This window comes from Aquipseudomonas alcaligenes NBRC 14159, from assembly GCF_000467105.1.
In the GTDB taxonomy this organism is placed as follows: Bacteria; Pseudomonadota; Gammaproteobacteria; order Pseudomonadales; family Pseudomonadaceae; genus Aquipseudomonas; species Aquipseudomonas alcaligenes.
In genome coordinates this window covers 1-7,022 of record NZ_BATI01000073.1, presented here as the reverse complement: position 1 = coordinate 7,022, position 7,022 = coordinate 1, and the positions used below count along the sequence as shown (strand labels likewise).

7 protein-coding genes and 1 pseudogene are annotated in these 7,022 nt (G+C 61.5%); 2 read left to right on the top strand and 6 right to left on the bottom strand.

The genetic code is table 11. The annotated features are described in order from the left end of the window. Positions 1-1,246: IS1182 family transposase (locus PA6_RS21835; protein WP_021703151.1), on the bottom strand; the 1,246-nt coding region annotated here is incomplete at its 3' end. Between the two features lie 252 nt (positions 1,247-1,498). Next, entirely contained in the window at positions 1,499-2,428 is a 930-nt protein-coding gene (gene argC / locus PA6_RS21830; protein WP_021703150.1) for an N-acetyl-gamma-glutamyl-phosphate reductase, read from the bottom strand. Between the two features lie 114 nt (positions 2,429-2,542). Between argC and PA6_RS21825 the strand changes: the two genes are divergently transcribed. Continuing rightward, complete coding sequence (locus PA6_RS21825) at positions 2,543-3,427, top strand: LysR family transcriptional regulator (RefSeq protein ID WP_003465017.1); 885 nt, start codon at positions 2,543-2,545, stop codon at positions 3,425-3,427. A 183-nt stretch (positions 3,428-3,610) separates the two neighbouring features. Here PA6_RS21825 and PA6_RS24095 read toward each other — a convergent pair whose 3' ends face one another. The 4 genes and pseudogenes from PA6_RS24095 to PA6_RS21810 form a co-directional block, all read right to left on the bottom strand. Next, positions 3,611-3,874 carry a uracil-DNA glycosylase family protein gene (locus PA6_RS24095; RefSeq protein ID WP_003830781.1) on the bottom strand — a complete coding sequence of 88 codons (264 nt, stop codon included), beginning with the start codon at positions 3,872-3,874 and terminating at the stop codon, positions 3,611-3,613. Between the two features lie 61 nt (positions 3,875-3,935). Further along, positions 3,936-4,211, bottom strand: a pseudogene (locus PA6_RS24835) (uracil-DNA glycosylase family protein); the annotation flags it as partial. 73 nt (positions 4,212-4,284) lie between these two features. Beyond that, positions 4,285-4,833 carry a cytochrome P460 family protein gene (locus PA6_RS21815; protein WP_003465000.1) on the bottom strand — a complete coding sequence of 183 codons (549 nt, stop codon included), beginning with the start codon at positions 4,831-4,833 and terminating at the stop codon, positions 4,285-4,287. A gap of 27 nt (positions 4,834-4,860) precedes the next feature. Further along, positions 4,861-5,394, bottom strand: coding sequence for a carboxymuconolactone decarboxylase family protein (locus PA6_RS21810; protein WP_020309197.1), 534 nt, complete (start codon positions 5,392-5,394; stop codon positions 4,861-4,863). Positions 5,395-5,511: 117 nt separating this feature from the next. On the opposite strand from PA6_RS21810, the gene PA6_RS21805 reads away from it, so the two are divergent. Further along, positions 5,512-6,354, top strand: a complete 843-nt coding sequence (locus PA6_RS21805) for a helix-turn-helix transcriptional regulator (RefSeq protein WP_021703149.1) — start codon at positions 5,512-5,514, stop codon at positions 6,352-6,354. The last annotated feature ends 668 nt before the right edge of the window (positions 6,355-7,022 follow it).

The window sequence follows — 7,022 nt, the reverse complement described above, 5'->3', positions numbered from 1 at the left end:
CCTTCATCATCTCTGGTGCTTGGTTCAAGCGGCTCTGCATTTCGTCCAGCACCGCCTCATGCTCCCAGCGCCGCACTCGCCGTTCACTGCTCGGCGTGCACTGCGTTTTCAGTGCGCAGCTTTTGCAACTAGAACTCCAGTAGCAGTGCATTTTCAGACCTTTCTCGATGCTAGAAAAACGCCAAATAAGTGCATCTCCCGCTGGGCAGGTGTATTCGTTTTTTACAGCGTTATAAACGAAGGCATCTCTGTTGAAACGGCCATCCGCCTTGGCTCCAGAGGTCAACGACTTCGGCACATAGGCGGTGATGTTGGCATCGTGGCAGGCCAAGATTTCTTCGCTTTTGAAGTAGCCTCGGTCGGCAACTACGGACAGCGTTTTTGAGCCGATGGCTTCCCGAGCCTGCTTCGCCATTGAGCTGAGTTGGTCACGGTCAGAACCTTTGTTGGTGACCTCGTGAGCAACGATCAAATGGTGCTGCGTGTCGACCGCTGTCTGCACGTTGTAGCCGACGATGCCGCTGCCGCGCGTCATCATCGAACGGGCATCCGGGTCGGTCAGCGAAACCTGTTTGTCTGGCGATTCGTTGAGCTGGGCTTCTATTCCTTGAAGCTCTTTCATCTGTTCTTTGAGCTTGGCGATTTTCTCTTCCAGGCTGGCAGTATCTAGCGCGGAGGCGCTAGGGATCTGCCGATCAGCCGCATCGAGCGATGCCAAGTAACGGCTGATGCTTGCCTCGATTTCTTCCATGCGCCGCTTCAGTTTGGCGCTGGTGAAGTTGCGGTCACGATTGTTCACCGCCTTGAATTTGCTGCCGTCGATGGCGACCAGGTTTTCTCCAAAAAGGCCCAACTGCTGGCAGAGCACAACGAACTGACGGCAGACGCCGCGAATGGCTTTGCTATTGTCTTTTCGGAAGTTGGCGATGGTCTTGAAGTCGGGCATCAAGCGCCCGGTTAACCACATCAGCTCGACGTTGCGTTGTGCTTCTCGCTCAAGACGCCTGCTCGATTGGATGCGGTTCAGGTAGCCGTAGATATAGATCTTCAGCAGGATCGCGGGGTGATATGCGGGTCTGCCGGTTTCGGCTGGAATGACGCCCTCAAAACCCAGCATGGCCAAGTCGAGTTCATCGACGAAAACGTCGACCACGCGCACCGGATTGGTATCGCTGACGTAGTCGTCGAGGCTTTCGGGAAGTAAGGTGCTTTGACCTCGGTGTTCACCCTGGATAAACCGTTTCATGGGCGTCCCTTGCGATGAGATTCTCGGAAATCATAGCAAGGGTTTACCTGTGCGTTTTTACACACTCTGGGCCGATTGCTGCCTGTCGTGGACGACCGTTTAACTTCAAAGCCTGACTGGATTGCAAACTGCTGACACGCGTAGATTCTGTTTTCGACTCGTTTAATGCCGTCGATGCCAGGCCATAAACAGAGAGGAAACAACCGCTCGAAAATTCGAGCCATAGACTCTAGAGCCAGTGGGTAGTCGGAGTCATGTCCCTGCAACCATCAAATCCAGATTCTGCACCGCCGCTCCAGCGGCTCCCTTCCCAAGATTGTCAAACACCGCAGCCAACAAAACCTGCCCCGTCTCATCATTTTCACACACCACCAATCGCAAACTATCAGTCCCGTTAAGCGCCTGAGGATCAAGGCACGTCAACCCTTTGGCCTCCTGCATCGACATCACCTGTACATGGTCCGCATCGACGTAGTGCTGCATAAGACACGCATGCAACCGCACCGCATCCACGCCCGGCGCCAACAAGCGAAGTTGCAACGGTATGGTCAGCACGATCCCCTGCCGAAAAGCCCCATAAGCCGGCACAAACATCGGCCGCTCCATCAGACCGCTTTGCTGCTGAATCTCCGGAATATGTTTGTGTGCCAGCCCCAGACCATAAACCTGAAACGCGGGCGCCTGTGATGCGCCCTCTCCCTCATGCTCTTGCACGCCAACGCGCCCTTTTCCGGAATAGCCCGACACAGCATGAATGTTCGTCGGATAGTCCCTGGGCAGCAACCCGGCCTCCAGCAATGGGCGCAGCAGCCCTATCGCCCCCGTGGGATAGCAACCGGGATTGCTGACCCGCCGTGCCGTGGCGATGCGTTGGGCCTGCTGCGAGTTCATCTCCGCGAAACCATAGGTCCAGTCTGGATGGGTGCGGTGCGCCGAACTCGCATCGATCACCCGAACGGCGGGGTTTTCGATGCTCGCTACAGCGTCGCGTGCGGCTTGGTCGGGCAAGCAGAGAATCGCGATGTCGCAGGCGTTGATGATATCGGCGCGACGTTGCGGATCCTTGCGATGTTCGGGGCTGAGCGTGATAAGCCGCAGATCGGTCCGGTCGCGTAGACGTTGATGGATTTGCAACCCGGTGGTGCCTTGGTCGCCGTCGATGAATATAAGAGGACTTGCCATGGAATGCTCTCGGACATAGGAAATCAGGAGTTCCAATCTTCAGTGAGGGGCTAAGATAGGAAAAGTTGAATTTCTAAACGATGAAATTCAGCTTTTCTGAACAAGGAGTGACTCATGCGCGAAATCAGCCTGGACCGTCTGCGCACGTTGGTGGCCATTGCCGACCTGGGTTCGTTTGCCGAGGCGGCCCGTGTGCTGCACCTCGCGCCACCCACGGTCAGTTTGCATATTGCCGACCTGGAGTCGCGGGTTGGCGGAAAGCTGTTGTCGCGCACACGTGGGCGCATTCAGCCTTCGGCGATTGGAGAAACGCTGGTGGAGCGCGCGCGGCGCCTGTTGGCGGATGCGGAGCAGGCGCTTGAGGACGTGGAGCGTCAGGTGCAGGGCTTGGCCGGGCGTGTGCGGCTGGGTGCCTCCACAGGGGCCATCGCACAGTTGATGCCGCAAGCTTTGGAGACGTTGGGCCAACGCCATCCCGCTATCGATGTGCAGGTCGCGGTGCTCACGTCGCAGGAAACTTTGAAGAAGCTTGCCGAGGGCTCTTTGGAGATCGGTCTGGTCGCGCTGCCACAGACCCCGGTGAAGGAATTGCGGATCGAGCCATGGCGGCGGGACCCGGTCATGGCCTTCTTGCCGGCTCGCTGGGAATGCCCGGATGTTGTGACCCCCGGTTGGCTGGCCGCCCAGCCATTAATTCTGAATGACAAAACTACTCGGCTTTCGCGCTTGACCTCGGAGTGGTTCGCCAGTGATGGACGGCAGCCCACGCCGCGTATTCAACTGAACTACAACGATGCGATCAAAAGCCTAGTGGCGGCCGGTTATGGTGCGACGTTGTTGCCGCATGAAGCCTCCACGCCATTGCCCGATACCAGGATCGTCATGCGGCCATTACAGCCCTTATTGTGGCGTCAACTTGGTATTGCCCACCGTGGTGGGGACGTCGAGCGGCCTACGCAACATGTGCTGGATGTGTTGTGGGGGTTGAGTGCGGGCTAGGGCGATGTTGTCAGAGAAAGGACCGCTTTCGACCCGGTCATACGGTGATTGAGGTCCCAGGCGTCAGCTACCGCACCTGAAGCCGTCGTTCATCGCTCCAAAGCCGGTGCCTGTCTCCGTTCGCCCAGGCCAGGGTGTCGTAGTACTTGTGCAGCAGCTCGGTAATGGCGGCGGTGTCGTCGGTCATGGGGTTTCCTTGGGGTTGGCGGTGAGGACTGCCTGGACGCGTGCTTGCAGCGCGGGCAGCACGTCTTGTTGGAACCAGGGGTTGCGCACCAGCCAGCGATTGTTGCGCGGGCTAGGGTGAGGCAGGGGGAACGCTTGCGGCCAGTGCTCGCGCCAGGCTTCGACCACCCGGGTGAGCGGCGTCTTGCCAGTACCGAGGTGGTAGTCCATGGCGTAGCTGCCCAGCACGATGACCAGCGACAGGCGCTCGAAACGCTGCATGAAGGCTTCGCGCCAGGCGGGGGGCGCACTCCGGGCGTAGCGGCAGGTCACCGCTTTTGCCGGTGCCCGGATAACAGAAGCCCATGGGCAGAATGGCGATGCGGGTAGGGTCGTAGAAGGTGTCGCGGTCCACGCCCAGCCAGGCGCGCAGACGCGCGCCGCTGGCGTCGTCGAAGGGCACGCCTGAGGCATGGACCCGGGCCCCCGGTGCTTGGCCGGCGATGAGGATGGGCGCACTCGGGTGAAACTGGAAGACCGGCTGCACGCCGTGTGGCAGATGCGGTGCGCAGCGCGTGCAGGCGCGGACGTCGGTCAGAAAGGCGTCGAGTGTCGGCATGGCGCGCTTCCGGAAAGGGTGGCTCGCGCAGGACGGAGGTGCCATCCTGCGCGAAGCGTAACCCGGCAGCAAGTCAGTGCTGGGTCAGTGTCGGATAGCCCTGGATGAATACGCGGTCGGTCTTGGCCGCCGGCACATGGCAGCCCATGCAGTCGGCTTCGTAGCTGACGGCGACATTCTTGGCGGGGGCGTCGGCCTTGAACAGCGCCCAGCCCCAGCCGTCGCCCCACAAGGGGTTGCTGGCGAAACGGCCTTTGGCGTCCTTGACCATCACGAACCACACGGCCGCATCGGAACCCCAGACCACAGGGTTGCCAGTGGTCATGGCGCTGGTTTCGAGCTTGCGGATCTCTTTCACCAGCGTGGCGCCGTCCAAGAACTTGCCGGTCTTGCGGTAGTGCTCGGCCGAGGCCTTTTCGGTGTACACATCGTGCAAGCCGCGAGAGGCGGATTTTTCGTCCAACACCGCATATGAGCCCAGGTGGACGAAGTTTGTGCGGAAGTCTGTGGGGCGGCTGATGCCGCCCTGGCTGTCCACATAGGGCGAAAAGTCGCCGGCCGTGACGGCCAGTGGCAGGACGAGGGCGCTGGCGAGCAGAGCGCCGGTGAGTGCGATTTTCATCGTGTTCTCCTTATATGCCTATGGAGATCAGACGGCGACCACGGGGAAATCCACCGTGGTGTCGGCGATGTGGTTGGTGTAGTTGGTGAGCGTGTTCAGCGCGACGTTGGCGATCACTTCCAGTATCAGGCCGTCGTCGAGCCCCGCGCGGCGGTAGTTGGCCATGGCGTCGGCCGACACCACGCCGCGTTGCTCGACCAGCGCGCGGGCAAAGCCGGCGATTGCATCGTCAAGTGCGTTGGCCGCCTGGCCGGTGCGGGCCGCGGCGATGGCCTCTGCCGACAGTCCGGCACCTTTGCCGATCAGGGTGTGTGCGCTCAGGCAATACTGGCAGCGATTGGCTTGACCGGCAGCGAGCGCAACGATCTCGCGCTGGGAGGCATTCAGGCGGCCGGTGCCCAGCGTTTCGGACAAGCCGAGGTAGCCATTGAGCGCCGCCGGCGCGTGGGCCAGCGTGGCGAACAGGTTCGGCACCATGCCAAGCTTGGCTTTGACGGCCTTGAGTGTGGCAGCGGTAGCGGCGTCAGCGGTGTCGATGGTCAGGGGGGCGATTTGGGTCATGTCTATCTCCGTAGTGGGTGAGGTGCAAGAGCACGTGGGCATGATCGCCCTTTGTTTGGTACGATATGGCACGTAAAGTATCAAATACGTAACCTATCGTCTTATATGGAGAGTGGAATGGCGGATCGACTGGCCGGCTTGCTCCGGCACTACTCGCTTTCGGCGCGCGTTTTTCACAGCGGCGCCTTCTGTGGGCAGCATCATTACGCGGCGCCGCATGGCTATATCCATCTGGTGCGGCGCGGCCCGATTACGGCGCGTTCGCCCGTGCATGAAGATCTGCTGGTTACCGAGCCGAGCCTGCTGTTTTATCCGCGCGTGGCGTCGCATCGTTTTGTCGCCGCCCCCGGCGATACCGCTGAGTGGTTGTGTGCGGAGGTCGACCTGGGCGCTTCGACGGGCAATCCGTTGGCCATGGCCTTGCCGTCGATGCTGCTGATTCCGTTGGCGGACTTGCCCGGCCTCGGGCCGACGCTAGAGTTGCTGTTTGCCGAAGCCGAGCGCGACCAGTGCGGTCGGCAGGCCGCCATCGACCGCTTGTGCGAGTTGCTACTGATCCAGTTGCTGCGTTATCTGATGGATGGGCGGCTTGGCGCCACCGGACTGCTGGCGGGCCTGGCCGACCCGAAACTCGCGCGCGCCATAACCGCCATGCACGATGCGCCGCAGACCGCGTGGTCGCTCGAGGCGCTGGCGGCGAAGGCGGGCATGTCACGCGCGCGCTTCGCCGCCGCGTTCAAGGACGCGGTGGGCGTCACGCCGGGCGACTATCTGGCCGACTGGCGGATGAACGTCAGTTGCACCCTGCTCAAGCAGGGGCGGCCGGTGGCGGTGGTGGCCGACCGCGTCGGCTACGGCAGCCCGAACGCTCTGGCGCGCGCCTTCCGCGTGCGCATGGGCTGCGCCCCGCGCGACTGGCTGGCGCAGCAGCGCGGTGACGCGGCGCTCAGCGGTTCGTGAGTTTGAGTTCGATTCGCCGGTTCTTGGCGTAGGCGGCGCCGGTGTTGCGCTCGTCGAGCGGGTGAAATTCGCATCACGCCGGAACAACTGGCGGAACTCCAGGTGGCGATCCGTCAACGGCTGGTCAGTCTGTTCGTGCGGCGCGGCCGGCTGGACAAGGCTGAGTCAGTGGCGCAGGTAGCTGGATGACGCTGTCCCGCCCTGAGCCGACGCTCACAGGCGGGGATTTCCAGTGTCGTCATTGTCGGCTATTGGCCGGCAGCAGCCCGTCGTTGCCTGATGGATCCAACCCCTCCGCTGCTATAGTGCAGTCGGCTTCTGACGTTCAGTGCAGCCGTCTTCTGAAAACGACAGGTTGAACGCCAAAGAGGGGGCGGGAGCGCTGCAACCGGAGCAGCGTCAGAGCCTCCAGAATCGCCCACACAACGCGGAAGCTGTCAGTCAGGGGGCAAGCCTACCTTGGCACCAGAAACGCGCCCAGGAGGCCGCAGGGGGCGATTTTGGCCGCTGCAACTGTCCAACCTTGGCCGGGCCTCGCCGGGCCGAGTGGGGCGGCCTTCGACCAGGGCGGGCCGGCGACCGTCCGTCGGGCATGGAGGGGACGATAGAGAAAACGGACAAAATCGTACGCTAAGCGTGCGGCCTGTCAGGTTGAGGCCCTAGGGAAA